Source organism: Streptomyces sp. LUP47B (genome assembly GCF_001746295.1).
Lineage (GTDB): Bacteria > Actinomycetota > Actinomycetes > Streptomycetales > Streptomycetaceae > Streptomyces.
Window position 1 is genome coordinate 207,228 of sequence record NZ_MJAH01000015.1, and the last position, 26,757, is coordinate 233,984.

Here is a 26,757-nt window from a genome sequence, read left to right on the forward strand (position 1 = left end):
ACGACGCTGCAGGGCGCGAAAGTTGGGGCGTACGGTGGAGGTGTGGGAGACGTTCCGCCTCGGGCTCGGGTGCCGCCTGCAGGATCGCATCTTTCATGCCGTAACGTGGCTTTTGTCGTCAGGGAAGCAGCAGCCCGACGCGGCTCCTGGGGAAGGGATTCTTGGACTTGATGGAACGCACTGTCGTCCGTTGTGCCGAGGGGCACGTGTTCACCACCGCCTCACTTCCGATGCAGCAGGCCGAGCGGCTCGGCCCTGGTCGGCTCGTACGGTGTCCACGATGCGCCCGGCTCCGCAGTGTGGTGCCGGTTGCTCTGGAGAAGCATTAGCGGCGGGCGCTGTTGGAACATTCGCAGTGACCATTACGCCGTAGTGGGAGCGCGGGGCTGTCGTGGTTGTCGCCCCGCGCGCCCTGTATTTCCTCGGGAGTGTGAGCGTGAGTGACATACAGGCAAGGGAGAACCTGACCTACGAGGCGTTCGGCACCGCCGTCCGTGAGCTCGCGCAGACCATCGCCGACGACGGCTACGAGCCCGACGTCGTGCTCTCGATCGCCCGCGGTGGAGTCTTCGTCGCCGGCGGCCTCGCGTACGCCCTCGACTGCAAGAACATCCACCTGGTGAACGTCGAGTTCTACACCGGCGTGGGGACCACCCTGGAGATGCCGGTCATGCTGGCTCCCGTCCCCAACGTCATCGACTTCTCCGACCAGAAGGTCCTCATCACCGACGACGTCGCCGACACCGGCAAGACACTCAAACTGGTGCGCGACTTCTGCCTCGACGCCGTCGCCGAGGTCCGCTCGGCGGTCATCTACGAGAAGTCCCAGTCCCTGGTGAAGTGCGAGTACGTCTGGAAGCGCACGGACGACTGGATCAACTTCCCGTGGAGCGTTCTGCCGCCGGTGCACAGGTCGGGCGAGGCGCCCAGGGAGAACAAGGAAGCGGTCTGACCTGCGAGTAGCTCGTTCGAAGGTCAGTTCACGGCGAGTGTGCGGCGGCCCTGGGCGCAAGGTCAATCCGGTCGCTTCGAGGCCCCGGAGGGACGGCAGCGGACAGGGGCCGTCGCTGGGGTTGCGGTACCGCGCTGCTGTGCAGCTGGCTTCGCTGCCGTGTGCCGGGCATGAGCCTCTCGTCGTAGTCGGCGTTCGTAGTCGGCGACCTGACGGGCCACGGGGACGTTGGGAGCAGTGCGGATCAACCGCTCGTTTTCGCGATCCACCAAGAAAGGACCGTTACCTCCCAATCGAGGGCGCTGTCCGCTGCGGCTGTCACGGGCCGCTCCCCAGTAGAAGATCCACCCGAACGGCAAGGCCTCTACGCGCAAGATCTGAAGGTCGTACTCGATGCAGCCCCGCATGCCTTCGATCTCGGCAAGCACCAGCCGGCGCGCGTCCTCTTCAGCCAGCATCGCCCGATGATGACATGACGCCTCCACAGGCCGCGATGCCTCGACGCGCGTGGCGTGGCTGGTCGTGATGCACTGGGTTAATGGAGGTGCGTCATGTCAGGTCGCGCCGGCAAGACCCGCAACATCTTTCTCGTTTGGCTTATTTGGCCGCTGATCACGCTGGGCATCTACCACCTGGTCTGGTACTACAAGGTGAATCGCGAAGCCCGGGACTTTGATCAGCGGATCGAGGTCAATCCAGTGTTGGCCCTTCTGGCTATCACCGTCGGCTGGCTGGTGATTGTTCCCCCGTTCGTATCGGTCTACAACACCGGTGTGCGCATAGCCCGCATGCAGCAGTCGGCTGGTATGCAGCGGAACTGCAATCCCTGGATCGGACTCATCCTTTTCATCGTGGCCGCTCTGTTCCCGCTCTACTACCAGCACGAGTTGAACCAGATTTGGGCTCACTATCAGGTCCCAGAAGAGGGCGACCAGGTGCCTCTCGCAGCCTGACGTGCGCCGTGACGCGGCTCCGGAGGCCGCTTGGTACGTGGGCATTGCAGCAGGTCGTGGTCCCTGCCCACGACTGATCCGACCGGATCAGTCAGCAAGCCCTGATCCTGGCTGCTGCGCGTTTCCGCGTGCTGTCGAGGTGTCGTTCCCACCACCAACCCGCCGAAGAGCACGGACCTTCTACTGGCTCCGCCCGGTGGGAACAGCCGGTACGCCCGCGGCCCCGGTTATGGACAGCGGGGTGATGAGGCCCGCCACCACGGCCTGGACGATGACGTCGTTGGCCGCTCGTTCGCTTCCCACGCCGGCGACGTAGAGCCGGGCGGAGACGATCAGGAGGAGAGCCCACCAAGGTGATTGCAGCCAACTGAGCGTTGCCGTCAGACCGACGAGGGCGTAGGCGACGTTCTTGCGGAACTCCGCTTCACCTACCGCTCGGTCGTACTCGTTGAACAAGTCGTAGCTGGCGATCAGCAGCTTGGTGCGTAGCTGGCGTGTCTCACCGAGGATGTCTCGTACCGCCAGGCCGGCCACGAGGCGTTCGCCACGCTCGCGCTCCGGGTTCGCGGTCGCGGTGCCCTCAGGTACCGGGCGGGGCAAGCGTTCCTGATCCTGTAGGAAGCTGACCAGGTCGTCGTATGCGAGACGTGACACGCGAGGTGCGAGGGCTGTGCCGCCGCTCCGGAACCTCGCGGCATTCGGCGCTTCCCTCGCGTTCACAGTGACTACTCGGACGGCGAGCATGGCTCCGATGAGGTAGGCGAGGAAGGCCCCGGACGCGAGTACTCCGGCGGGACCTATCAGGTCGCCGAGGCGATACAGAGAAGCCCAGACGCCGTGAGCCCGTTGAGGCGTCGGAACGCGGTCCTCCAGGATCAGCCAGAGCGTCAGGAGCCAGATGCAGCCTGTCGAGAGCGGAGCCCGGACATCGCGTAGGCCTGGTAGCAGATTCGCCAGCAAGATGTCCCCCCGGTCCACATGCCGCCGTTGGCGACAGCAAGCCCTTTGAGCGTCTTGAGCACGTCAGGAAGTCCCCGGCTGAGGAACATCCGTCCGCAACGACGTGATGAGGCGGTCGAGGTCGCCGCGTGCCGTGTACGTACGGATCGGGTCGATGTAGTCGCGTGACTCGATGATCCGACCGTCCCGGACCCGCATGACGAAGACGCAGGGCACCTTCGCCATGGAGCCGTCCGGCAACGTGAACTCATAGGCGAACTCGGCGACGATCACTTCGGGATCGGCGGTCTCGTGAACGACGACGTCGACGACCCGCCTCTTCGGCAGGGGCCCCCGGACCTCCGGCGGCACCGTGAAGTGCTCCTGGAGCGCGGACCGACTCGTCAACGGCTCGGACCCCGGCGTCGCCATGGGATGCCGGACATCGGTGACCTCGCCGTACAGGTCGGGCAACTCGTCGAAGTTCCCGTCGGCGACCCCATGGACGAGCCGGAGAAACACCTCGCGCGGACTCGGACTCACACGCCCCCAAGTGGCCCTTTCTCGTCGTGGACGCTAGAACGTGCCCAGCTTCACGATCGACAGCAGGGCGATCAGCTGGATCGCCGAGGCGCCCAGGGCCTTCGGCCACGGCAGGTCGTGGGACCTGGAGACCATCAGGGTGAGCAGAGCGCCGGCCGCCACCCAGGTCGCCCAGCCCAGGAGCTGGACGAAGGACGCGTCGCCGCCGAAGAACATGGCGACGATCAGGCGGGGGGCGTCGGTCAGGGACATGATCAGCATGGAGAGGCCGACCGTGGGCTGCCACGCCCCGTCGCCGCCCAGCTGGCGGGCCAGGGCGTGGGTGACGACGCCCAGGACGAAGGCCGACAGGACCATGGCGACGGCGGTCGTCAGGACGATCGGGATCGCGTTCGACAGGGTGGCGTTGATCGCGTCCTCTCGGGCGCCCTCGAAGCCGAAGACCGCGAGCAGGCCGTAGAGGAAGGTCACGATGAGGGCCGGGCCCCACATCGTGTAGTCCCGCATCTGGAGGAAGGTCTGCCTGGGGGAGAGCAGGATCCCCTTCAGGAGTTCCTTCCAGTGCAGGCGGGGGCCCGCCGGGGCCGCCGGGGCCGAGCCCGCGCGGTAGGTGCCGCCCTGGTTGTAGGGGTCCTCGCCGACCGAGAAGGCCTGGGTATGGCCCGGGTTGTTGGCCGCGTACGGGTCATGGCCGCCCTGCGGGTGCGGGGCACCACCGCCACCGGCGCCGTCGCCGAAGTACTCCGGCTCGTCGTAGCCCCCGCCGCCGCCCTGGGTCCACTGGCCCGGGTGGGGCTGCGGCGCGGGGGGATAGCCGTACGGCTGTCCCTGGGGCGCCTGCTGCCCGTACGGAGGTTGTTGCGGTCGCGCGTGAGGAGCGCCGTTGTCCCGGCCGCGTCCGATCCTGAATCCAGCCACGTCTTCGAACGTACCTGGTCCCGGGGAGTGGCGTGCGCGGCCCGGCGTTTCAGGGACGGCTTTGCTGCTGAGCTGTGACATCCCTTAAGGGCATCCTCTAAGGGCATCCTCATCCGTCCCCTACGGGGTCAGCGTGCCGGTGAGGTCAGGGGCTGAGGAACGCGGACGTGGAGAAGCTGACGGCCGGCTCGGCGCTCACGAGCCCCTTCTTCGCGCCGGGGAAGACGGCGACGGTGTCCTTCGTCTCGCTCCGGTACGTCCGTACCGCCAGGTCCGCCCGGCCGTCGCCGTCGAAGTCGCCGACCGCGAGGACCCGGCTGGTGCCGGTGGCAGGGGGTTCGACGGTGGTCGTCGCCCGGGTGGAGAGCCCGGTCGTACGGCCCTGGAAGACGCGCAGGCGCGAGCCGCTGGACACCAGCTCGCTCAGGCCGTCGCCGTCGAAGTCGGCGGCGTCCAGGACCGAGCCGGGGGAGTCCAGGGAGCCCTTCGCCGCGGTGGGGAGGTCATAGCGCAGTGACGTTCCTCCCATGGCGCCGACCGCCGCGTCCAGGGCCTTGCCGCGGCCGAAGGAGCCGAGGGCCACGTCGATGCCGGACGGCAGGACGGCTCCGGTGCGGGTCGGGCCCGCCGGACCGCCGAGGACCACGGCGGAGGGGCCGGCGCCCTGCGTTGTACGGACGATCAGGTCGTCGTAGCCGTCGCGGTCGACGTCGGCGGCCGGGCCCGTGGGGACCTCGCCGGGCGACCGGATCGGGGCGGCGGCCCCGCTCGGCCTGCCCTGGCGGGTGAACGGGCCGCGCAGGTAGGTGAGATGGCCGCCGGAGGCGTGCAGGACCAGGTCCTTGGTGCCGTCGCCGTCGAAGTCGCCGCAGACCGGCTGGTCGGGCCAGTCGTTGCCGACGCGGGCGGCGGCCGGGACGGTGAGGTGAACGGCCTTGCCGGACAAGCCGGTCGGGGAGCCGAAGAGGACCTGGAGTGGGACCGGGGGCCGGCCCTGGCCGTCGTAGGGCGGGTCGGTGGAGACGACGAGGTCCGTGAAGCCGTCCTTGTCCAGGTCGCAGGTGGCCTCCGCGTCGAACAGGGCGGGGAGTTGGCCGTCGGTGGCCGCGCCCTGTCCGCTCGGGGTGATCAACTGCCGTGCGCCCGGGACCAGTCCGCGCGCGCTGCCGTAGACGATGCCGATGCCGGGGTCGTCTGCGTGGGCTTGTGCCTTGACCAGGTCGCCCAGCACGAGGTCGCGGTGGCCGTCGCCGTTGAAGTCGTCCGGGGTCCTGCTGCCCTTGCCCTTCGGCACCGGGAGCCGGGGCGGGGTGTCGGCGTTCCGTACGGGTGTGTGGTCCGCCGAGCCGGTGTGCTGGGTGGGGCTGCAGGCGGCGAGCAGGAGGGTGGCGGCGAGGGCGGCGACGGCGGTGACCAGGGTGGCGCCCGGGGGCGCCGTACACATCACGTCTCTCCGCACGATCCGCACGTGCACCGTTCACCTCGTCAGCATCATTGACAACGACCTCGGCAATGATGCACTTGTTCGACTTACGGCGACAGTCCTGGGGCCGCCATCGTGCGGTGGTGCGGGCGGGGAGGCAAGTCATGGACGCGGAGGACGTGTTGCGTGTCCTGGACCTGTTGCGGCGGGCCGGCACGGAGGTCTGGGTCGGTGGCGGCTGGGGGATCGACGCGCTGGTCGGCAGGCGGACCCGGGACCACCGCGACCTGGATCTGATGCACCGGCAGGAGCAGGAGCCGGCCGTCGTGGCGGCGCTGGCCGCCGCGGGGTTCGTGGAGAGCCTGGACCTGCGGCCGGTCCGGTTCGTGGTCACCGCCCCCGACGGGCGGGAGATCGACCTGCATCCGCTGGTCTTCGCCGAGGACGGCTCCGCCGTACAGGCGTCCGGGGAGCCGGAGCGGCCCTTCGGCTATCCGGCCTCCTGCTTCGTGACCGGGACCGTCGGCGGGACGGCCGTTCCGTGTCTGTCCGCCGAGCAGCAGGTCTACTTCCACCAGGGGTACGAGCCCTCGGAACGCGACCGGCACGACATGGCTCTGCTGCGGCGCGTCTTCGGGATCGTCACCCACTTCTGAGCGGGGACCGCAAAGACGCGGCGCCCCCGGGTCCGGTGGGACCCGAGGGCGCCGAACAGCCCCGTCGTGAGCGCTACTTCACCGGCTCCTACTTCACCGGCTCCGGTTCCGGCTCGTTCGCCGTCTCCGCCGCGTCCTCCGGGTCGACCGGGGTCCGCACGGACTCCAGGAGGAGCTGAGCGACGTCGACGACCTGGATGGACTCCTTGGCCTTGCCGTCGTTCTTCTTGCCGTTCACCGAGTCCGTGAGCATCACCAGGCAGAACGGGCAGGCCGTCGACACGATGTCGGGATTCAGCGAAAGGGCTTCGTCGACGCGCTCGTTGTTGATGCGCTTGCCGATCCGCTCCTCCATCCACATCCGCGCGCCACCGGCGCCACAGCAGAAGCCGCGCTCCTTGTGGCGGTGCATCTCCTCGTTCCGCAGGCCCGGGACGTTCGCGATGATCTCGCGCGGCGGCGTGTAGATCTTGTTGTGGCGGCCCAGGTAGCAGGGGTCGTGGTAGGTGATGATGCCCTCGACCGGCGTGACCGGGACCAGCTTGCCCTCGTCCACCAGGTGCTGGAGCAGCTGGGTGTGGTGGATGACCTCGTAGTCGCCGCCGAGCTGCGGGTACTCGTTGCCGATCGTGTTGAGGCAGTGCGGGCAGGTCGCGACGATCTTCTTGGCCGACTTGGGCTTGGCGGACTCCGGGACCACCTTGCCGTCGTCGTCGAGCTCCTCGCCGAACGCCATGTTCAGTGCCATGACGTTCTCCATGCCGAGCTCCTGGAACAGGGGCTCGTTGCCGAGGCGGCGGGCGGAGTCACCGGTGCACTTCTCGTCGCCGCCCATGATCGCGAACTTGACGCCCGCGATGTGCAGGAGCTCGGCGAACGCCTTCGTGGTCCTCTTGGCCCTGTCCTCCAGGGCACCCGCGCAGCCGACCCAGTACAGGTACTCGACCTCGGTGAGGTCCTCGATGTCCTGGCCGACGACCGGGACCTCGAACTCGACCTCCTTGAGCCACTCCAGGCGCTGCTTCTTGGCCAGGCCCCAGGGGTTGCCCTTCTTCTCCAGGTTCTTGAGCATGGTGCCCGCCTCGGACGGGAACGCGCTCTCGATCATCACCTGGTAGCGGCGCATGTCGACGATGTGGTCGACGTGCTCGATGTCGACCGGGCACTGCTCGACACAGGCGCCGCAGGTGGTGCAGGACCACAGGACGTCCGGGTCGATGACGCCGTTCTCCTCGGCCGTGCCGATCAGCGGGCGCTCGGCCTCGGCGAGAGCGGACGCGGGCACACCGGCCAGCTGCTCCTCGGACGCCTTCTCCTCGCCCTCCATGCTCTTGCCGCCGCCGGCCAGCAGGTACGGGGCCTTGGCGTGCGCGTGGTCGCGCAGCGACATGATCAGGAGCTTGGGGGAGAGCGGCTTGCCGGTGTTCCACGCGGGGCACTGCGACTGGCAGCGGCCGCACTCGGTGCAGGTGGAGAAGTCGAGGAGGCCCTTCCAGGAGAACTGCTCGACCTGGGAGACGCCGAAGACGTCGTCGTCACCGGGGTCGGTGAAGTCGATCGGCTTGCCGCCGCTCGTCATCGGCTGGAGGCCGCCGAGGGCCGTCTCACCGGTCGCGTTGCGCTTGAACCAGATGTTCGGGAAGGCCAGGAAGCGGTGCCAGGCCACACCCATGTTGGTGTTGAGCGAGACGACGATCATCCAGACGAAGGACGTGCCGATCTTGATCGTCGCGACCAGGTAGACGAGGTTCTGCAGCGCGGAGACGCTCAGGCCCTTGAAGGCCAGCACCAGCGGGTACGAGGCGAAGTACCCGGCCTCGTAGCCCTCCACGTGGTGCAGCGCGCCCTCGAGGCCGCGCAGCACGTAGATGGCGAGGCCGATGGTGAGGATGACGTACTCGACGAAGTACGCCTGACCCGCCTTGGAGCCCGCGAAGCGGGACTTGCGGCCGGGGCGGGAGGGCAGGCTCAGCAGGCGGATCACGATGAGGGCGGCGATGCCGAGCACGGTCATGACGCCGATGAACTCGATGTACATCTCGAACGGCAGGAACTCACCGATGACCGGCAGCACCCAGTCGGCCTTGAAGAGCTGGCCGAACGCCTGCGCGAGAGTCGGCGGCAGCGTCAGGAAGCCGATCGCCACGAACCAGTGGGCGAAGCCGACGATGCCCCACCGGTTCATCCGGGTGTGGCCGAGGAACTCCTTCACCAGCGTCACACTGCGGGCGTAGGGGTTGTCGGTCCTGCTTCCGGCGGGCACGGGCTGGCCCAGCTTGAAGTACCGGACGAACTGGCCGATGGCGCGCGCGAGCAGTGCCACGCCGACCACGGTCAGTACCAGCGACACGATGATCGCGGCGAGTTGCATTTCGGGGCTCCTCGGGCCTGCGAGGGTTCTACGAGCGAGATTACTAAGCGGTAACTTATGCAGTCCGTCTGAGACTACCCCCATCTTCTGCCGCACTGTAGCCGGGCACAAAGTGATCTGAATCGCTGAGGGTTACCTTAAAACCCGATCGTGTTATTCGTGATGAATTGGTGCATACGCCGCTAATTTGGGCTTGTGCTCTATGGGATCCTCGCCGCCACCTCCGCCCTGCTCCTCGCAGCCGTGCTCGCCGCCGTGCTGCGGGTGGCCGCCCTGCGCCTCGGGATCATTGACCGGCGATGGCGACGACCCGTGCCGCTGTCCGGCGGCGTGGCGGTGGTCGGCGCCACCTGCCTCGTCGCGGCGGTCGGGGACTGGAAGGGCGCCACACCCCTGGGGCCCGAGGTCGAGCGGCTGCTCGTCGCCGGGGCCGCCGTTGCCCTCCTCGGTCTCGTCGCCGACGTACGGCGGGTCAAGGCGCGGTTCCTCGTGGGCGGTACGGCGGTGGCGGCGGTGTGTGTCGTGCCGTACGAGGAGACGGGCGTGCCCGCCGGGCTCCTCGCGGCCGGCTGGATCGTCTTCGTCGCCCTCGGGTTCAAGGCGCTGGACCACGCCGACGGGCTCGCCGGGACCGTCGGGGTCGTCACCGCCTTCGGGGCGGGGGCCTGTGCGGCGGCCGAGGTGATGGACGGAGTCGCCGTACTGCTGAGCGTGCTGGCCGCCGCGCTGACCGGGTTCCTGATGCACAACTGGCATCCCGCGCGGGTGGGGCTCGGCGCGTGCGGGGCCCTGTTCACCGGGTTCGTGCTGGCGTCCGCCACCGTGGCGACCCGCGCGGGGCAGGAACTCGGTTCCGGTGCGGGGGTGTTGTTCGCGCTGAACGCGGTGGTGGCCGCCGACGTCGTGCTCGTCGTTCTCGCCCGGGGGCTGTCCGGGCGGCCTTTGCTGCGTGCCGCCCCGGACCATCTCGCCCACCGGCTGCGGCGGCTCGGGCTCACTCCGCAGGGGGCGTCCGTCGTCCTGGGTGTCGCGGCCTTCGGCGGGGTACTCGTCGGGGCTCTCGTGCACCTCGGGTGGATCGCCGCGACCGGGGCCCTGTGGGTCGCCGGGGTTGCCCTGGTCGTCGTACTCGTACTGCTTCGCGTCAAGCCGAACGTGAAGCCGAACGGGAAGCCCAACGTGGTCCAGCGTCGAGCATCGCCGCAGGTCACGACCCAGTTGCGTGTAAGGAACGGATAAGAGTTGAGTCCGTACGACTCAGGTCTGTTGACCGAGCCGGAGTCGTCGTGCACACTTGAGCCTGTTCCACTCAAGTCAGCTGGAGGAATCAACCATGGCACGTGCGGTCGGCATCGACCTGGGCACGACTAACTCCGTCGTCAGCGTTCTCGAAGGCGGCGAGCCCACCGTCATCACCAACGCCGAGGGTGCCAGGACCACGCCGTCCGTCGTCGCCTTCGCGAAGAACGGCGAAGTGCTGGTCGGCGAGGTGGCCAAGCGCCAGGCGGTCACCAACGTGGACCGGACCATCCGTTCGGTGAAGCGGCACATGGGCACCGACTGGAAGATGGAGCTGGACGGGAAGCCCTTCAACCCGCAGCAGATCTCCGCCTTCATCCTTCAGAAGCTGAAGCGGGACGCCGAGTCCTACCTGGGCGAGAAGGTGACCGACGCGGTCATCACCGTCCCGGCGTACTTCAACGACTCCGAGCGTCAGGCGACCAAGGAGGCCGGCGAGATCGCGGGCCTGAACGTCCTGCGTATCGTCAACGAGCCCACCGCGGCCGCGCTCGCGTACGGCCTCGACAAGGACGACCAGACGATCCTCGTCTTCGACCTCGGTGGCGGCACCTTCGACGTGTCCCTCCTCGAGATCGGCGACGGCGTCGTCGAGGTGAAGGCCACCAACGGTGACAACCACCTCGGTGGTGACGACTGGGACCAGCGCGTCGTCGACTACCTGGTGCAGCAGTTCAAGTCCGGTCACGGCGTGGACCTGGCCAAGGACAAGATGGCGCTGCAGCGTCTGCGCGAGGCCGCCGAGAAGGCCAAGATCGAGCTGTCCTCCTCCACGGAGACCTCGATCAACCTGCCCTACATCACGGCCTCCGCCGAGGGCCCGCTGCACCTGGACGAGAAGCTCACCCGGGCTCAGTTCCAGCAGCTGACCGCGGACCTCCTGGAGCGCTGCAAGACCCCGTTCTTCAACGTCATGAAGGACGCCGGCGTCTCCATCAACGAGATCGACCACGTCGTCCTCGTCGGCGGCTCCACCCGTATGCCCGCCGTCGCCGAGCTCGTCAAGGAGCTCACCGGCGGCAAGGACGCCAACAAGGGCGTCAACCCGGACGAGGTCGTCGCCATCGGCGCCGCCCTCCAGGCCGGTGTCCTCAAGGGTGAGGTCAAGGACGTCCTGCTCCTCGACGTGACCCCGCTGTCCCTCGGCATCGAGACCAAGGGCGGCATCATGACCAAGCTCATCGAGCGGAACACGACGATCCCGACCAAGCGGTCCGAGATCTTCACCACCGCCGAGGACAACCAGCCCTCCGTGCAGATCCAGGTCTACCAGGGCGAGCGCGAGATCGCGGCGTACAACAAGAAGCTCGGGATGTTCGAGCTGACCGGTCTGCCGCCGGCCCCGCGCGGTGTCCCGCAGATCGAGGTCGCCTTCGACATCGACGCCAACGGCATCATGCACGTGACCGCGAAGGACCTGGGCACGGGCAAGGAGCAGAAGATGACCGTCACCGGCGGCTCCTCGCTGCCGAAGGACGAGGTCGACCGGATGCGCCAGGAGGCCGAGCAGTACGCGGAGGAGGACCACCGCCGCCGCGAGGCCGCCGAGACCCGCAACCAGGGCGAGCAGCTCGTCTACCAGACGGAGAAGTTCCTCAAGGACAACGAGGACAAGGTCCCCGGCGAGGTCAAGACCGAGGTCGAGGCCGCCGTCGAGGAGCTGAAGGCCGCGCTCAAGGGCGAGGACACCGCGGAGATCCGCACCGCCACCGAGAAGGTCGCCGCGGTCTCCCAGAAGGTCGGCCAGGCCATGTACGCCGACGCCCAGGCCGCGCAGGGCGCGGGTGACGCCGACGACGCCGGTGCCTCGCAGGCCAAGGCGGACGACGACGTCGTGGACGCCGAGATCGTGGACGACGAGCGCAAGGACGGTGCCGCGTGACGGAGGAGACCCCGGGCTTCGACGAGAAGCCCGACGTCCCCTCCGGCGCCACCCCCGACGACGCCGAGCCGAAGGCCGCCCCCCAGGAAGGGGCGGCCCCGGCCGGGGACGCAAGTGCCCAGATCGCCGGCCTGACGGCCCAGCTGGACCAGGTGCGCAAGGCGCTCGAAGAGCGCACCGCGGACCTCCAGCGGCTCCAGGCCGAGTTCCAGAACTACCGCCGCCGTGTGGAGCGGGACCGGATCACGGTCAAGGAGATCGCCATCGCGAACCTCCTGACCGAACTCCTGCCCGTGCTCGACGACATCGGCCGCGCGCGGGAACACGGGGAACTTCTCGGCGGGTTCAAGTCCGTCGCGGAGTCCCTGGAGACCGTCGCGGCGAAGATGGGCCTGCAGCAGTTCGGCAAGGAGGGCGAGCCCTTCGACCCGACGATCCACGAGGCCCTGATGCACAGTTACGCACCCGACGTCACCGAGACGACGTGCGTGGCGATTCTGCAGCCTGGGTATCGCTTCGGCGAGCGCACCATCCGCCCCGCGCGGGTGGCCGTCGCCGAACCGCAGCCGGGCGCGCAGACGGTCAAGGCCGAGGACGGCTCCGAGGCCGGCGACGACAAGGACAACGGCCCTGAGGAGGGCTGAGGTCGAAGAGAACGATCAGGACACCGGAAAGGGGGCGCGTCGAGGATGAGCACCAAGGACTTCATCGAGAAGGACTACTACAAGGTCCTCGGCGTCCCCAAGGACGCCACCGAGGCCGAGATCAAGAAGGCGTACCGGAAGCTCGCCCGCGAGTTCCACCCGGACGCCAACAAGGGCAACGCCAAGGCCGAGGAGCGCTTCAAGGAGATCTCCGAGGCGAACGACGTCCTCGGTGACCCCAAGAAGCGCAAGGAGTACGACGAGGCCCGCGCCCTGTTCGGCAACGGCGGCTTCCGCCCCGGGCCGGGCGGCGCGGGCGGCTCCTTCAACTTCGACCTGGGCGACCTCTTCGGAGGCGGCGCCCAGGGCGGGGGCCAGGGAGCCGGCGGCTTCGGCGGCGGACTCGGAGACGTCTTCGGGGGCCTGTTCAACCGGGGCAGCTCCGGAACTACGCGCGTCCAGCCCCGGCGGGGCCAGGACATCGACACCGAGGTCACCCTCAGCTTCACCGAGGCGATCGAGGGCGCGACGGTCCCGCTCAGGATGTCCTCGCAGGCCCCCTGCAAGGCCTGCTCGGGCACCGGCGACGCCAACGGCAACCCGCGCGTGTGCCCGACGTGCGTGGGCACCGGCCAGGTGGCGCGGGGCTCCGGGGGAGGCTTCTCCCTCACGGACCCGTGCCCGGACTGCAAGGGCCGCGGCCTGATCGCGGAGAACCCCTGCGAGATCTGCAAGGGCTCCGGGCGGGCGAAGTCCTCCCGCACCATGCAGGTCCGCATCCCGGCCGGGGTGTCGGACAGCCAGCGGATCCGGCTGCGCGGAAAGGGGGCGCCCGGTGAACGCGGCGGCCCCGCGGGCGACTTGTACGTCACCGTGCACGTCGACGCGCACCCCGTCTTCGGCCGCAAGGGCGACAACCTCACGGTGACGGTGCCGGTGACCTTCTCGGAGGCGGCGCTCGGCGGCGAGGTCAGGGTGCCGACGCTGGGCGGCCCCGCCGTGACGCTGAAGGTGCCCCCGGGCACGCCCAACGGCCGCACCATGCGGGCGCGGGGCAAGGGCGCGGTCCGCAAGGACGGCACCCGCGGCGATCTGCTGGTCACCGTCGAGGTGAGTGTCCCGACCGAGCTGTCGGGGAAGGCTCGTGACGCGCTCGAGGCGTATCGCGAGGCGACCGTGGGTGAGGATCCACGGGCGGAGCTGTTCCAGGCCGCGAAGGGAGCATGATTCGAGATGGACGGTCGTCGACGCAACCCGTATGAACTGACCGAGGAAACCCCGGTCTACGTCATCTCGGTGGCGGCCCAGCTGTCCGGCCTGCACCCGCAGACACTGCGCCAGTACGACCGTCTGGGCCTGGTGTCCCCGGACCGCACCGCGGGCCGGGGCCGGCGCTACTCGGCCCGCGACATCGAACTGCTCCGCCAGGTGCAGCAGTTGTCGCAGGACGAGGGCGTCAACCTGGCCGGGATCAAGCGCATCATCGAACTGGAGAACCAGGTCGCCGCGCTCCAGTCGAGGGTGGCCGAGCTCCAGGCAGCCGTCGAGGGGGCCGCGGCGGCCATGCAGCAGCGCGAGGCGGCGGTGCACGCGTCGTACCGCCGTGACCTGGTGCCGTACCAGGAGGTCCAGCAGACCAGCGCGCTGGTGGTGTGGCGGCCGAAGCGGGCCAAGGACTAGGCACAGCCACGAGAAGGGGCCCGGAGATCTCTCCGGGCCCCTTCCCTGTGTTCCGGGTCAGAACTCGTACTCCCAGATGCCGTACGCCGTGGACCGGGCCACGGTCTCGGCGCCCGCGGAGTCCAGGAGGACGACGCGGTAGTAGTACAGGGCCAGCCGGTCCTCGTGGACGGTCTTGTCCATGAAGGAGTGGGCGTCACCCGTCGCCCCCTCGGTCAGCGTGACGTAGGCACTCGTCGCCGGATCCCAGCGCTCCACGCGGTAGCGCGTGAACCTGGCGCAGTCCCCGAGGCCGGAGCTCTCGGAGCAGCCGACGTACAGGTCCGGGTAGCTGTCCTCGACGATCTCGGTGCCGGTCCAGCCGGGCGGCCGGGTGTCGGGCAGGGTCACGGACACGTCGGCCGTGTGGAAGAAGTCCGGCCCCTCGTCCCAGAGGGCGTCGACGGCGGCCACCCGGTAGACGTGGGTCGCGCCGTCCGCGACGGTCGGGCAGAGGATCTCGGTCTCGGTGAGGGACTCCCCCCTCCAGCAGTTCCGCTTCCAGACCGTCTCTCCGGACTCCGGGTCGGTGACGCCCTGCCACACGTAGTACGTGAAGACGTCGTTGTCGGCGGGTGGGGTCCAGGTCAGGCGTACACCGAGCGGGACCTGCTCGGCGGTCAGGTTCTGCACCGGGTCCGGACGCTTGGTGTCCGGGGTGGTCCCGGTGGCCGCCGGACCGGGCTGTGAGGTGTGTCCGTACGGGTCGACGGTGACGACCCGGTACTCGTACGTCGTCTCGGAGGCTCCGGAGACGTCCTGGCAGGTGCCGCGCAGGACCTGGCGTCCGGCGAAGGAGGGAGCGTCGTCGCCCGCCCACCACCAGTCCACCGACGGATCCGCGCTGTCCGGCCCGCACTTGTCCACGACCACGGTCTCGCCGGTCGCGGGGTCGGTCCGCTCGATCCGGTACGTGAGCAGCGGGGCGCTGTCATGGGTCCACGGGTCGGCACTGGCCCAGGAGACGTACACGCCCGCGCCGGAGCGGGTCGCGGTGGTCTCGTACGGCGCGATCGCCTCCGGGCGGTCGGCCATCGCGAGGGTGACCTCCGTCGGCGAGGAGGCGTTGCCCTTCGTGTCCTGGGCGCGTACCGCGTACCGGTAGGAGTCGGCGACGGCGAGGAGCTGGCGCGGTACGACGTCGGTCCCCGTGGTGGTGCCGGCCGCGCCGGGCAGCGCGTCGAGCCAGCCGCCGGTCTTCGGGTCGTACTGGAGGACCTCGTACCGCGCGGCCCCGTCGACGGCCGACCACACCAGGTGTGGCACGCCCGAGCGGTACTCGACGCGGGCGTCGGCGGCGGTCGCCGGCGGGGTCATGTCGAAGGTGGTGAAGGTGGTGGCGGCCGAGTACACGGACCAGTTGCCGACGGCGTCCCGGGCCCGGCCCCGATAGGTGACCTTGCTGCCGTCGGCGGGCTGCCCTGTGTCGCAGGTCGTCCCCTTGGCGCCGGCGTACACGGTGGCCCAGGCGTTCGTGACCGGGGCGAGCCGCTGGAGCTCGTACCAGGCGATGTCGGCCCGGTCCTCGGCGGTGGTGACGAGCTCCGGAGCCGCGAAGGGCTGGTCGTCCGGGCACACGTCCATCTCCAGGAACGGCGCCGCGGGCGGAGTCGTGTCCACGGTGGTGACGGGCTGGTCGGCGGTGCCGCCCGAGGTGTTGCCGGCCCTGTCGCGGGCGCGGACCTCGTAGTAGTACGTGGCGCCGGTGGGCGGCGGGGTGTCCGTGTACGAGGTCGAGGTGGTCGTCGTGAGCGGCTTGGTGCCGTACGACGTCCCCTTGAGCCGCCGGTAGACCTGGTACCCGGCGAGGTCCATCTCCTTGTTCTTCGCCCAGGTGACCTTGGCCTTGCGGGTGGCCTTGTCGTACGTGACGGAAGTGCCGGTAGGGGTGAGCGGCTTGACCTTGTCGACGTCGGCGGCGGTGCGGGGCGCGTAGGTGACCTTGACCTTGGCGGTGCCGGTCCAGTTGGCGTAGTCGATGCGCAGGGTGTGCTTGCCGGAGGGGACGGTGACGTTGGCGGTCTTGGCGACCGTGGTGGAGACGTTCTTCCAGAGGTCGATCTTCCGCACGCCGTCGACGTATACGCGGATGCCGTCCAGGCCGGTCGCGTTGAGCGCGAAGGGGCCGCCGGAGCCGAAGTCGCGGGTCACGGTCCAGCGGACGCCGAAGTTGTCCTTCGGGAGGCCCGAGACCGGGGCGCCGCTCCAGCTCTGGTCGATCGCGTTGTCGCAGTCCGTCTTCTTCGGGGTGCCGGACAGGCTCGTGTTCGCGTAGAACTGCCGCGTGAACACGGGCGAGGCACACGACACGGCCGCCGAGGCGGGCGCCGCCGTCAGGGAGACGAGGGTGCCGGCGGTGGCGAGGACGACGGCGGCTGCGGTCGTCCGTCTGGCTGACTTCATTCGATCCTCTGGTCGTACGGCGAACAGCAGTTGTGCTTCTGCTGTGATCACGACTCGCCAGGTGTGAAGTTGGTTGTACTAGTGTTCGCGCCAAGTCTTCACACCATCGGCGGAGAGTGGCGTTGCGCACTCGTTAAGTGATTCCGCTTGACGTCGTTGGGCGGCCCCGCGTTGTCTTTTCAGACACATGGGCCGCAATGCCGCGCCCGCGTCCGGAAAGCACCAGAAGTGAGCAGCCCCATGCGTCGTATCGCCATAGCCGTGGCCGCGTCCACGATGACCTTCTCGCTGGCCGCCTGCGGGGCGCTCGGCGCCGCGAGCGGGAGCGAGGCGAGTCCGACCAAGGGTGACGACATCACCGTGGGTGTGCTGATGCCGGAGAAGACGAACACCCGTTACGAGGAGTTCGACTACCCGATCATCCAGCGGAAGGTCGCCGAGCTCACGGACAAGAAGGGCAAGACCCTCTACGCCAACGGTGAGGCCGACGCCAAGAAGCAGGCCGCGCAGATGCAGCAGATGATCGACGAGAAGGTCGACGTCATCCTGCTGGACGCCGTGGACTCGCACGCCATCGCGGGCATGGTGACGAAGGCCAAGGACGCGGGCATTCCGGTCATCGCCTACGACCGCCTCGCCGAGGGCCCGATCGACGCGTACGTCTCCTTCGACAACGAACTCGTCGGCGAGGTGCAGGGCCGCTCCCTCGTCGAGGCGATCGGCTCGGGCATCGACACCTCCGACAAGATCGTCATGATCAACGGTTCGCCCTCCGACCCGAACGCCGGACAGTTCAAGGCGGGCGCGATGTCCGAGCTCAACGGCAAGGTGACGATCGCCGAGACCTACGACGTCGACGGCTGGAAGCCGGAGACCGCCCAGAAGGACATGACCGAGGCGATCAACGCGATCGGCAAGGGCAACATCAAGGCCGTCTACTCCGCCAACGACGCCATGGCAGGCGCCGCCATCCAGGCGATGGAGGACGCGGGCATGACGAACATCCCGCCGATCACCGGCCAGGACGCGGAGCTGGCCGCGGTGCAGCGGATCGTCTCGGGCGAGCAGTACATGAGCGTCTACAAGCCGTACCCGGGCGAGGCCGAGGCCGCCGCCGAGATGGCCGTCATGAAGGTCCAGGGCAAGGGCATCCAGTTCGACGCCCTCGCCACGGACAGCGTCGACAGCCCTACGAACAAGAACATCCCGGCCCAGCTCGTCCAGGTCGTCGCCCTGACGAAGGACAACATCAAGAGCACGGTCGTCAAGGACGGCATCTACACGATCAAGGACATCTGCACCGCGCAGTTCAAGAGCGACTGCGCGGCGGCCGGTCTGAAGTAGCAGTGCCGGGGCGGAGGGAACCCACCCTCCGCCCGCCCGTTCACGCCACCCGCGTGAACTCCACCGTGACCTCCGGCGATCCGCCGGGCACGCCCCGGTAGATGCCCTTGTGGGGCGTCACGTCGTCATAGTCGCGCCCCCGGGCCACCACCACGTGGGACTCGTCGGCGCGGACCCGGTTGGTGGGGTCGTAGCCGCACCAGTCGCCCGCCCAGTACTCGATCCAGGCGTGGCTCTCCCCGGCGACGGGCCGGTGGAGTTCGGCGTCCCGCTCCGGGTGGAGGTAGCCGGAGACATAGCGGGCCGGGAGTCCGGCACCCCGCAGCAGGGCGACGGTGAGATGGGTGATGTCCTGGCAGACGCCGGCGCCCTGCTCCCAGGCCTCCGCGGGGGAGGTGTTCACGCTGGTCGCGCCGGGGAGGTACGACACCCGGTCGGCGACCAGCTCCGACACCGCGACCGCCGTCCCGTGCGGGTCGAGACCGGCCGCCGCCTTCCGGGCCTTCTTGATCAGCTTGGGTGGGACCGTCGTACGGCCCGTGGGGGTCGCGAACTCCAACAGGCGGGACCCCGCGATGCGTTCGGCCACCTCGTCCCACGTGGGCGCGGCCGGCAGCGGCTCAGGGCGGGACGTCTCGACCAGGCTGGAGGCGGTGATCGTGAGATGGCCGTGCGGGTCCATCAGGTCGAAGCCGGTGACCTGCGTGCCCCAGTAGTCCCAGTACGACCAGGTGGGCGTGGTCGGATTGACGGTGACCCGGGCGTCCAGGGTGGTCTGGGCGGGCAGCGTCAGCGGGGTCATGCGGACCTCGTTGTGGGACGAGGCCACGGGCTGGGCGTACGAGACCATCGTGGTGTGCTTGATCCGGAGGCGGCGGGACGCGGGCGTGGTGGACATGCTCACGCTCCTTCCTGGGCCCACTCGACGGGCCCCTGGTACGGGAAGAACCGCTCCGCCACCGCTTCCGCGGAAGCCATGCAGGCGGTTTGCAGGTCCCCGAGCAGCAAAGGGAGTTGCTCCTCCAGGGCGTGCAGGTCGAGGTATTCGAGACGGGTGCGCATCCGGCCGATCGGGCGGCGCGCGGGGTCCTGGCGGGGCCGGCCGAGCGCGGTCAGGCACTCCTCCGCCGTCGTCAGCGCGTGCAGCGCGGAGCGCGGGAAGTCGCGGTCCAGGAGCAGGAACTCGGCGACGCGCGGGGTGTCGCCGAAACCGCCGTACACGCGCGCGTACGCCTCGTCGGCGCCCGAGGCGCTCAGCAGGGTCGGCCAGTCGGGCGCGTGGGCCGCGTCCAGGACCCGGACCGACAGCAGCCGTACGGTCATGTCCACCCGCTCCAGGCTCCGGCCCAGCACCACGAAACGCCAGCTGTCGTCGCGGCTCATGGTGGAGTCGGCGAGCCCGAAGAAGAGCGCCGAGCGCCGCCGTACCAGTTCCAGATAGGCGTAGGGGCCGGTGCGGCGGGCCGCGAGGCGCTGGTCCGCCAGGGCGTGCCAGGTGGAGTTCAGGCACTCCCACATCTCCGAGGAGACGGCCTCCCGGGCACTGCGGGCGTTCAGCCGGGCCGCGCCGAGGGCGCCCTCGATGGAGCAGGTCGAGCGGGCGTCGAAGGCGAGCTGGTCGAGGACCTGCTGCATGTCGACCCGGGTGCCGCCCGCGTCGACGCCGAGGATCGCGTACAGCGACCGGCAGGCCACGTCCTCGTCGCGCCATGGGTCCTCCAGCAGCCGGTGGAGGTAGGCGTCGAGAATGCGGCCGGTGTTGTCCGCCCGCTCGACGTAACGGCCGGTCCAGGTCAGTGCCTCGGCTATCCGCGAGAGGATCACGTCGTTCACTGCTGGGCCCCTTCCTGTACGACGGTGGGGTTGCCGTCGGGACCGTGCTGACGTGGGGCGATGTCCAGGAGGGCGGTCCCGTTCGCCGGCGCGGGCGGCTCCGCGGGGCCCTCGGCGAGCACCCAGGTGTCCTTGGAGCCGCCGCCCTGGCTGGAGTTGACGATCAGGTTGCCCTCCTGGAGGGCGACCCGGGTCAGGCCGCCCGGCAGGACCCAGATGTCGTTGCCGTCGTTGACGGCGAAGGGACGCAGGTCGATGTGGCGGGGCGCCATGCGCTCACCCGCGAGGGTGGGCGAGGTGGAGAGGGCGACGGGGCGCTGGGCGATGAAACCGCGGGGGTCCTTGCGGACGGCCTCGCGGGTCCTCTCCAGGGTTTCGCGGTCGGCCTTCGGCCCGATGACGATGCCCTGGCCGCCGGCCCCGTCGACGGGCTTCACGACGAGCTTGTCGATCTGGTCGAGGACGGCCTCCAGTTGGCCGGGTTCGTCGGGCCGGAAGGACTCCACGTTGGGAAGAATCGGTTCCTCTGAGAGGTAGTAACGGATCAGGTCCGGGACGTAGGTGTAGAGCAGCTTGTCGTCCGCGATGCCGTTGCCGACCGCGTTGGCGAGGGTGACATGGCCCGCCGTGGCCGCGCCGAGGATGCCCGGGCAGCCGATCACCGAGTCGGGGCGGAAGTGGAGCGGATCGAGGAAGTCGTCGTCCAGGCGCCGGTATACGACGTGGACGGGCACCTCTCCGCGTGTCGTGCGCATCCACACCCGGTTGCTCCGGCACACCAGGTCGTGCCCCTCGACCAGCTGCACGCCCATCAGCCGGGCGAGCAGGGCGTGTTCGAAGTAGGCGGCGTTGCTGGGCCCGGGGGTCAGGACCACGACCCGGGGGTCCTGGACGCCGTCGGGCGCGGCGGCGCGCAGGGCGGTGAGCAGCTTCTGCGCGTAGCCGTCGACGGGAAGCACATGCTGCTCGGCGAAGAGGGACGGGAAGACGCGGGTCATGGCGCGCCGGTTCTCGATGACGTACGACACGCCGCTGGGAACCCGGACGTTGTCCTCCAGGACGCGGAAGTCCCCCTGTTCGTCCCGGACCAGGTCGATGCCGGCGACATGGATGCGGACGCCGCCCGTGGGCTCGAGCCCGTGTGCGGCGCGGTGGAAGTGCGGGGAGTTCAGCAGCAGCCGCCAGGGCACGACACCGTCCTCGAAGGCACGGGCGGGTCCGTAGGCGTCGGCGAGGTAGGCCTCCAGGGCTCTGACTCTCTGGCTCACCCCGCGTTGTACGAGATCCCACTCGAGGGCGTCGAGGATCCTGGGCACGAGGTCCAGCGGCCAGGGCCGCTCCTCGCCCGCGAAGGCGTAGGTCACGCCCCGGTCGGTGAACGACCGGGCCATCTGGTCGGCCCGGAACCTGAGTTCACTCGGTTCGATCGGCTGGAGTGCGGCCAGCACCGGCTCGTAGGCGGTCCTGACCTCACCCGGCCGCTCGAACATCTCGTCCCACGCGTCGGCCAGCGCGTATGCGTCAAATATGTCCGCCATGGCCTGACGTTAAGTGCGGCACGTAACGGGATGATCACTGCGTGATTTCCGGGAGTTGACGCGCGGAGCGGGTTGTTCCGCACGGGGACGGTCCTGGACGGGCGGGGGAGCAGCTTGTTGCAGACGGGCGGACGGAGGCCCGGAGGTAACGGAGCATACCGGCCGTTTTTCCCGGCGTCGGCCCGAGGAGCCGTGTTGCGGAGCGGGTCGGGGCCGCGCATAGTGGCGGAGCCCGGGGGCTTCCACGCCCCGATGGGAAAACAGCACAAGAGGGCGGTAGACGCGGGAACCGGGGGTGGGATGGGCGATGGCCGGGCTCAGGACGGACGACCATCCACACGGTGCCGACCGGCTGTGCGACGCCGGGGACCGGGTGTACTCCCGGGCCGTACGGCGCGGCCGCGTGCCGCGCGCCGACGCCGAGCCGGTGCCCTGTCTGCTGGAACTGGCGCTGCTGCACCCGGACCCCGACGACATGGACTGGCTGGTGCCGACGGCACCCCAGGAGGTCATGACCCGGCTGCTGCGCGGCGTCTACGACGAGGTCAGCACGAGCCAGCAGCGGGTGGGGGCGGCGGTCGCGGCGGTGGAGCGGTACGCGGGTCTGGGACCCAGCGTCGTGCCGGGCGCCGGTGAGGGGACCGCGATCCGGGTCCTCGACGGCCTCTCGCGGATCCAGGCCGCGATGGACGAGGCCACCGAGGCGTGCACGACGGAGGTACTCACCGTCCAGCCCGGCGGCATCCGTCCCGAGCACGAGCTGACGGAGGGCCTGCACCGGGCGCTGGCGCTGCGCGGCCGGGGCGTGCGGATGCGGGACCTGTACACCCATGTGGCCCGGCACGGCCAAGGGCTCCTGAACTACCTGGAGTTGATGGGCGGTTCGGTCCAGGCACGGACACTGGACGAGGTCATCGACCGGCTGATCCTCTTCGACCGCACGGTGGCCTTCATCCCCGCGAACGCCGACCGCACCCTCGCCCTGGAGCTGCGGCACCCGGCGCTGGTGGAGTACCTGCTGACGGTCTTCGAGCGCCTGTGGCGCCTGGCGATCCCCCTCACGGCCCCCCTCCCGGACACCGGCATCGAGGGCATCTCCCACCGCGAGCAGTCCATCGCCGCACTGCTGGCCGAGGGCCACCAGGACGCGGTGATCGCGGAACGGCTGGGGATAAGCGTGCGCACCTGCCGGGCCCATATCGCGCGACTGTCGGAGACGCTCGGGGCGGCCAGTCGTACGCAACTGGGCGTCCGGATAGCGCAGGTGGGCCTGGACGGCCCGACGACCATGTCCTCGATCACGCTTCCCGGTCAAGAATCCCGGACTGTCCGATGAGGTAGCCGAGCTGGGCGCGGCTCTCGCTGCCGAGGGTGGCGGCAAGTTTGGCGATGTGGACGCGGGCGGTGCGGATGTTCATGCCGAGGCGGTCGGCGATGACGGCGTCGGTGTGGCCCTCCACGAGCAGTCCGGCGATGGCCCGTTGACGGGGTGTGATGCCGTTGAGGCTCGGCCGGTGCACGATCTGCGGATACATGGGCGTGGCCTGCCACCACAGCCGGTCGAAGGTGGCGGCCAGGAACTCCACCAGGGCCGGGTGCCGGACCTCCAGCGCGACCGTGCCGTCCTCGCCGGCGGGGATGAACGCGACGGTCCGGTCCGCGACGATGAGCCGGTCGGTGACCTCGTCGAGGGAGCGGGCCTCGGCGTCGCCGCGGAGCTGCTCGTAGCGGGCGAGGACGAGCGGCATATGGCGCTGGGTGTGCTGGTACAGGGTGCGGATACGCGCGCCGCGGTCCAGGAGCGCCTGGTCCCGGTCCATCGCCACGACCTGGGCGGCGGCGCCCCGCCGGTCGCTGTAATGGACGTTGGGCTGCACACACAGGAGTTCGCGTACGGCGCCGGCCATGGCCTCGGTGATGGCCGCGTTGATGGGGCCGGTACCGCTGACGACTCTGATAGCGGGCTTCTCCGCGGCCGCCGCACTCCGCCCGTCGATCCGCAGGAGCGGCGCGAACGCCTCGGCGAGCCGTTGCGCACCCCGCCGCTCCTGCACCACGCGGTCCGTGGTGGCACGGAGCATGCGGTGCAGGGCGAGGGCGGGCGGTACGGCTTCCAGCCGGGCGGGGTCCCGGGCGTCGGGCCGCAGCAGCCCGCTGTCGAGGAGACAGGGCGCGGGCGAGGCCTCCTGCCGGCCGATCCCGTCCTCGCGAAGGGCACGTTCGTAGAGCTCGACGCCTTTTGGGCACGGGTCTTCCGGGCCGTGCTCGGGATGGGCCGCCGCCGTCGTCACTCGCCTGTGTCCTCCTGGCCGAGAATGCCGGACTGCCCTATGAGATAGCCGAGTTGGGCGCGGCTCTCGCTGCCAAGGGTCGCCGCGAGTTTGGCGATGTGGACGCGTGCGGTACGGATGTTCATGCCCAGGCGGTCCGCGATGACGGCGTCGGTGTGGCCCTCGACGAGGAGCGCGGCGATGGCCCGTTGGCGGGGCGTGATGCCGTCGCGCGTGGGCTGCTGCACCGCTTCGGGGTACATCGGCGTGGCCAGCCGCCACAGCCGGTCGAAGGCGGTGACGAAGAAGGAGATCAGGGCGGGGTGCCGGATCTCCAGGGCGAGGGTGCGGTCCTTGCTGGCGGGGATGAAGGCCACGGTCCGGTCGACGATGATCAGGCGCTCCGTCACCTCGTCCAGGCTGCGAGCCTCCACGTCGCCGTGCAGCCGCTCGTAGCGGGCCACGACACTGGGCGCGTGGCGCAGGGTGTGCTGGTAGAGCGTGCGGATACGGCCGCCGCGGTCCAGCAGGGCCTGGTCGCGGTCGAAGGCCTCGACATGCACGAAAGGGGGCGGGTGGGCGTGTCTGTCACTGGTGTTCGGCTGGATGGACAGCAGCTCCGAGCTGTCGGCCATGGCCTGGCCGATCACCCGGCCGATCAGGTCGACCCCACTGAGCACACTGATCATCGAGGAGTCGTCAGCGCCCGTACCGCGGCCGTCGATCCGCATCAGGGGCTCGAACGTCTCGGTCAGCCGTGCCTCACGCAGTCGTTCGTCCGCGATGCGTTCCTCCGCGATCCGCAGCATGCGGTGCAGGGCGACGGCCGGGGCGACCGGCTCCAGCCTGTCCAGGTCCGTGACGGCGGGATGCAGGAGACCGAAGTCGAGCAAGCAGGGCGCCTCCTTGGCGTCGACGCCGAGCACATGGCCCTCACGCAGGGCACGTGCGTACAGCTCGGTCCCTGCCGCGCACAGGTTCTCCACGCCGTGCTCCGGATGTGGCACCGGGATCACTCCGTCACTCCCTCCTGCTTGAGGATTCCTGATTCCGCGATGAGGTAGCCGAGCTGGGCGCGGCTCTCGCTGCCGAGCGTCGCCGCGAGTTTGGCGATGTGGACGCGGGCGGTGCGGATGTTCATGCCGAGGCGGTCGGCGATGACGGCGTCGGTGTGGCCCTCCACGAGCAGTCCGGCGATGGCCCGTTGACGGGGCGTGATGCCGTCGGGGGAGGGCGGGGGGACGGCTTGGGGATACATGGGGGTGGCCAGCCGCCACAGCCGGTCGAAGGCGGTGGCGAGGAAGTCGACGATGGCGGGGTGGCGGATCTCCAGGGCGAGGGTGCGGTCCTGGTTGGCGGGGATGAAGGCGATCTCGCGGTCGACGACGATCAGCCGCTGGGTGACCTCGTCGAGGGTGCGGGCTTCGACGTCGCCGTGCAGGCGTTCGTAGCGGGCGAGGATGCTGGGCGCGTGGCGCTGGGTGTGCTGGTACAGCGTGCGGATACGGCCGCCGCGGTCGAGCAGGGCCTGATCGCGGACCAGGGCTTCGGCAAAGATATCGGCGGCGGGGATGTGATGGGTGTGAGGCTGGATGGTGAGCATCTCACCCGAAGTGCCCGACAAGGTCAGCTGAATGGCCTCGCCGATACGGTCGAGACCGCTGAGGACCCTGATCGTCGGCGTCTCGGCGAGTGCGCCGGACATCCCCACCAGAGGCTCGAACGTCGCCGCCAGCCGCTCCTCGCGCCGCCGCTCGTCCGCGATGCGCTCCGCCACGCCACGCAGCAGGCGGTGGAGGGCGAAGGCCGGCGCGATGGGCCGCAGCCACCGCAGGTCCGAGACGTCCGGTTGCAGGAGTCCCAGGTCGACCAGGCAGGGCGCGGTGTCCTCCGCTGAGCAGGACACCCGCCCTTCACGCAGCGCACGGGTGTACAGCTCCAGGCCCGCCTCGCACAGTTCCTCGGCTCCGTGCGCGTGAGCCTCCCTCACGGACGGCCCTCCCCCTCCGATGCCGAGTGACCTTGGTCAAGGAGCCCCGACTGCGCGATGAGGAAGCCGAGCTGGGCGCGGCTGCCGCTGCCCAGGACCGTCGCGAGCTTCGCTATGTGGGCGCGGCACGTGCGCACGTTCATACCCAGCCGCCGGGCTATCGCCTCGTCCACATGTCCCTCGACGAGGAGCTTGGCTATGGAGTGCTGGATGTCGGTGATGCCGTCCGGCGCCGTTTCGTAGGGAGCGCCGGCGCTCAGCGGGACCGCACGGCTCCACATGAACTCGAACACCTTGATCAGATAGCCGACAAGGCCGGGGTGCCGGAGCTCCAGTGCGACCTGGCGGTCGTCCCGGACGGGGATGAAGGCCACGGCCTCGTCACAGATGATGAGCCGCTCCACCAGTTCGTCGATGGTGCGGTACTCCACCTTTCCGTCGGCGAACTGTTCCATGTAGGCCAGTCGCTCGGGGCTGTACCGAGCAACATGCTGGTACAGGGTGCGGATCCGCACGCCCCGGTCGATGAGGGTCCTGTCGCGTTCCAGCCCCTCGATGAGTCTGTTGTCGGGGCGTCTGCCCCGGCTGGGCTGGACGGTGAGCACCTCGGACTGACACTGGGACGTCGCGAGGTCGAGCGCCGCGTTGATCCGGTCGAGCCCCTCCAGGACCGTGATCGAGTGCGCCGGTGCCACCTGCTGAGCGCTCAGAGCCATGAACGGCTCGAAGGCGTCGGCCAGCTCGATCGACATCCGCCTGCGCTCGGTGATCTCGTGTTCCAGCGGGTTGAGTCGCTGAGCCAGCGCGACCGACGGCGGTACGGGCAGCATCCAGTTCGCGTCGTCCGGGTCGGGGTGGAGCAGGGCGAACTCAAGAAGGCAGGGAACCGATTCCACGTCCGCGCGGGAGACGCGTCCCGTCCGTAGAGCGTTGGCGTAAAGACGGCCACCTTCCTCACACAGCTCGGTCACCGTATGGTGATGTGTCGCATGTGCCCCATTCGATACCAAATTTCCACCCCCCAGGGTCCTGAACATGCAGGAACATGATGCACCGTTCGTGTGGCCATGACGTGCCCGA

Annotated in this window: 23 protein-coding genes; 10 read left to right on the forward strand and 13 right to left on the reverse strand. The window is 69.4% G+C overall.

The window, feature by feature from the left end:
- Positions 1–436 precede the first annotated feature (436 nt).
- The gene (locus BFN33_RS36385; protein ID WP_069764460.1) at positions 437–952 is read left to right on the forward strand and encodes a phosphoribosyltransferase; all 516 of its coding nucleotides are present in this window, start codon (positions 437–439) and stop codon (positions 950–952) included.
- A 551-nt stretch (positions 953–1,503) separates the two neighbouring features.
- Positions 1,504–1,905: a DUF4234 domain-containing protein gene (locus BFN33_RS36390; protein ID WP_069764461.1), complete on the forward strand. Its 402-nt coding sequence runs from the start codon at positions 1,504–1,506 to the stop codon at positions 1,903–1,905.
- Positions 1,906–2,085: 180 nt separating this feature from the next.
- On the opposite strand, the gene BFN33_RS36395 is transcribed toward BFN33_RS36390, so the two are convergent.
- The 4 genes from BFN33_RS36395 to BFN33_RS36410 all read right to left on the reverse strand — a co-directional run bounded on the left by BFN33_RS36395 (position 2,086) and on the right by BFN33_RS36410 (position 5,749).
- Entirely contained in the window at positions 2,086–2,505 is a 420-nt protein-coding gene (locus tag BFN33_RS36395; RefSeq protein ID WP_141758022.1) for a hypothetical protein, read from the reverse strand.
- 423 nt (positions 2,506–2,928) lie between these two features.
- Complete coding sequence (locus BFN33_RS36400) at positions 2,929–3,387, reverse strand: nuclear transport factor 2 family protein (protein ID WP_079141184.1); 459 nt, start codon at positions 3,385–3,387, stop codon at positions 2,929–2,931.
- Between the two features lie 33 nt (positions 3,388–3,420).
- On the reverse strand, positions 3,421–4,386 hold the full coding sequence (locus BFN33_RS36405) for a Yip1 family protein (protein ID WP_069764464.1): 966 nt from the start codon (positions 4,384–4,386) through the stop codon (positions 3,421–3,423).
- A 64-nt stretch (positions 4,387–4,450) separates the two neighbouring features.
- Entirely contained in the window at positions 4,451–5,749 is a 1,299-nt protein-coding gene (locus tag BFN33_RS36410) for a VCBS repeat-containing protein (protein WP_069764465.1), read from the reverse strand.
- A gap of 143 nt (positions 5,750–5,892) precedes the next feature.
- Here BFN33_RS36410 and BFN33_RS36415 point away from each other — a divergent pair, with 143 nt between their 5' ends.
- A complete protein-coding gene (locus BFN33_RS36415; RefSeq protein WP_069764466.1) occupies positions 5,893–6,384 on the forward strand; it encodes a nucleotidyltransferase domain-containing protein in 492 nt (163 codons plus the stop codon).
- A gap of 88 nt (positions 6,385–6,472) precedes the next feature.
- On the opposite strand, the gene BFN33_RS36420 is transcribed toward BFN33_RS36415, so the two are convergent.
- The gene (locus BFN33_RS36420; RefSeq protein WP_069764467.1) at positions 6,473–8,755 is read right to left on the reverse strand and encodes a (Fe-S)-binding protein; all 2,283 of its coding nucleotides are present in this window, start codon (positions 8,753–8,755) and stop codon (positions 6,473–6,475) included.
- Between the two features lie 195 nt (positions 8,756–8,950).
- On the opposite strand from BFN33_RS36420, the gene BFN33_RS36425 reads away from it, so the two are divergent.
- From BFN33_RS36425 to BFN33_RS36445, 5 genes are all read left to right on the forward strand, one after another.
- Positions 8,951–9,994 carry an MraY family glycosyltransferase gene (locus BFN33_RS36425; protein ID WP_069764468.1) on the forward strand — a complete coding sequence of 348 codons (1,044 nt, stop codon included), beginning with the start codon at positions 8,951–8,953 and terminating at the stop codon, positions 9,992–9,994.
- Positions 9,995–10,088: 94 nt separating this feature from the next.
- The gene (dnaK, locus tag BFN33_RS36430; protein ID WP_069764469.1) at positions 10,089–11,936 is read left to right on the forward strand and encodes a molecular chaperone DnaK; all 1,848 of its coding nucleotides are present in this window, start codon (positions 10,089–10,091) and stop codon (positions 11,934–11,936) included.
- On the forward strand, positions 11,933–12,580 hold the full coding sequence (grpE, locus tag BFN33_RS36435; protein ID WP_059209014.1) for a nucleotide exchange factor GrpE: 648 nt from the start codon (positions 11,933–11,935) through the stop codon (positions 12,578–12,580). Before dnaK ends, grpE begins: the two co-directional genes overlap by 4 nt.
- A 45-nt stretch (positions 12,581–12,625) precedes the next feature.
- Complete coding sequence (gene dnaJ, locus BFN33_RS36440; RefSeq protein WP_069764470.1) at positions 12,626–13,807, forward strand: molecular chaperone DnaJ; 1,182 nt, start codon at positions 12,626–12,628, stop codon at positions 13,805–13,807.
- Between the two features lie 6 nt (positions 13,808–13,813).
- On the forward strand, positions 13,814–14,260 hold the full coding sequence (locus BFN33_RS36445; protein WP_069764471.1) for a heat shock protein transcriptional repressor HspR: 447 nt from the start codon (positions 13,814–13,816) through the stop codon (positions 14,258–14,260).
- A gap of 57 nt (positions 14,261–14,317) precedes the next feature.
- Here BFN33_RS36445 and BFN33_RS36450 read toward each other — a convergent pair whose 3' ends face one another.
- Entirely contained in the window at positions 14,318–16,702 is a 2,385-nt protein-coding gene (locus BFN33_RS36450; RefSeq protein WP_069764472.1) for a PA14 domain-containing protein, read from the reverse strand.
- 240 nt (positions 16,703–16,942) lie between these two features.
- On the opposite strand from BFN33_RS36450, the gene BFN33_RS36455 reads away from it, so the two are divergent.
- Positions 16,943–18,046: a sugar ABC transporter substrate-binding protein gene (locus BFN33_RS36455; RefSeq protein ID WP_069764473.1), complete on the forward strand. Its 1,104-nt coding sequence runs from the start codon at positions 16,943–16,945 to the stop codon at positions 18,044–18,046.
- 40 nt (positions 18,047–18,086) lie between these two features.
- Here BFN33_RS36455 and BFN33_RS36460 read toward each other — a convergent pair whose 3' ends face one another.
- Genes BFN33_RS36460 through BFN33_RS36470 form a run of 3 tightly spaced genes read right to left on the reverse strand, consistent with a single transcriptional unit; the run spans position 18,087 to position 21,417 of the window.
- Positions 18,087–18,944: a transglutaminase family protein gene (locus tag BFN33_RS36460; protein WP_069764474.1), complete on the reverse strand. Its 858-nt coding sequence runs from the start codon at positions 18,942–18,944 to the stop codon at positions 18,087–18,089.
- A 2-nt stretch (positions 18,945–18,946) separates the two neighbouring features.
- A complete protein-coding gene (locus BFN33_RS36465; RefSeq protein WP_069764475.1) occupies positions 18,947–19,879 on the reverse strand; it encodes an alpha-E domain-containing protein in 933 nt (310 codons plus the stop codon).
- A complete protein-coding gene (locus BFN33_RS36470; protein ID WP_069764476.1) occupies positions 19,876–21,417 on the reverse strand; it encodes a circularly permuted type 2 ATP-grasp protein in 1,542 nt (513 codons plus the stop codon). Before BFN33_RS36470 ends, BFN33_RS36465 begins: the two co-directional genes overlap by 4 nt.
- 307 nt (positions 21,418–21,724) lie before the next feature.
- On the opposite strand from BFN33_RS36470, the gene BFN33_RS36475 reads away from it, so the two are divergent.
- Positions 21,725–22,753: a LuxR C-terminal-related transcriptional regulator gene (locus BFN33_RS36475; RefSeq protein WP_069764477.1), complete on the forward strand. Its 1,029-nt coding sequence runs from the start codon at positions 21,725–21,727 to the stop codon at positions 22,751–22,753.
- On the opposite strand, the gene BFN33_RS36480 is transcribed toward BFN33_RS36475, so the two are convergent.
- From BFN33_RS36480 to BFN33_RS36495, 4 genes are read right to left on the reverse strand one after another with little or no spacing between them, the layout of a single operon-like run.
- Entirely contained in the window at positions 22,716–23,708 is a 993-nt protein-coding gene (locus BFN33_RS36480) for a helix-turn-helix transcriptional regulator (protein WP_069764478.1), read from the reverse strand. The genes BFN33_RS36475 and BFN33_RS36480 overlap by 38 nt on opposite strands.
- Complete coding sequence (locus BFN33_RS36485; protein WP_069764479.1) at positions 23,705–24,703, reverse strand: helix-turn-helix transcriptional regulator; 999 nt, start codon at positions 24,701–24,703, stop codon at positions 23,705–23,707. The genes BFN33_RS36480 and BFN33_RS36485 overlap by 4 nt, the downstream gene beginning before the upstream one ends.
- Complete coding sequence (locus BFN33_RS36490; protein ID WP_069764480.1) at positions 24,700–25,677, reverse strand: helix-turn-helix transcriptional regulator; 978 nt, start codon at positions 25,675–25,677, stop codon at positions 24,700–24,702. The genes BFN33_RS36485 and BFN33_RS36490 overlap by 4 nt, the downstream gene beginning before the upstream one ends.
- Positions 25,674–26,714, reverse strand: coding sequence for a helix-turn-helix transcriptional regulator (locus BFN33_RS36495; protein WP_370743345.1), 1,041 nt, complete (start codon positions 26,712–26,714; stop codon positions 25,674–25,676). The genes BFN33_RS36490 and BFN33_RS36495 overlap by 4 nt, the downstream gene beginning before the upstream one ends.
- Positions 26,715–26,757 lie beyond the last annotated feature (43 nt).